Source organism: Serratia nevei (assembly GCF_024160145.1).
Taxonomy (GTDB): domain Bacteria; phylum Pseudomonadota; class Gammaproteobacteria; order Enterobacterales; family Enterobacteriaceae; genus Serratia; species Serratia nevei_A.
The window spans coordinates 1-480 of record NZ_JAMYWQ010000116.1; the positions used below are offsets into that span (position 1 = coordinate 1).

Annotated in this window: 1 rRNA gene; it reads left to right on the plus strand. The window is 49.6% G+C overall.

Features of this window, described 5'->3' with window-relative positions:
- Window positions 1-480: ribosomal RNA gene (locus M6G53_RS25005) — 16S ribosomal RNA — on the plus strand; the annotation flags it as partial.

The following is a 480-nucleotide window of genomic DNA, read 5'->3' on the forward strand; positions in this document are numbered from 1 at the left end:
CGAATGTCCTATGGGGTGCAGCAGTAGGGAATCTTCGGCAATGGACGAAAGTCTGACCGAGCAACGCCGCGTGAGTGAAGAAGGTTTTCGGATCGTAAAACTCTGTTGTTAGAGAAGAACGTTGTGTAGAGTGGAAAATTACACAAGTGACGGTATCTAACCAGAAAGGGACGGCTAACTACGTGCCAGCAGCCGCGGTAATACGTAGGTCCCGAGCGTTGTCCGGATTTATTGGGCGTAAAGCGAGCGCAGGTTGCTTAATAAGTCTGATGTAAAAGGCAGTGGCTCAACCATTGTGTGCATTGGAAACTGTTAGACTTGAGTGCAGTAGAGGAGAGTGGAATTCCATGTGTAGCGGTGAAATGCGTAGATATATGGAGGAACACCGGTGGCGAAAGCGGCTCTCTGGACTGTAACTGACACTGAGGCTCGAAAGCGTGGGTAGCAAACAGGATTAGATACCCAGGTAGTCCTCTTCGA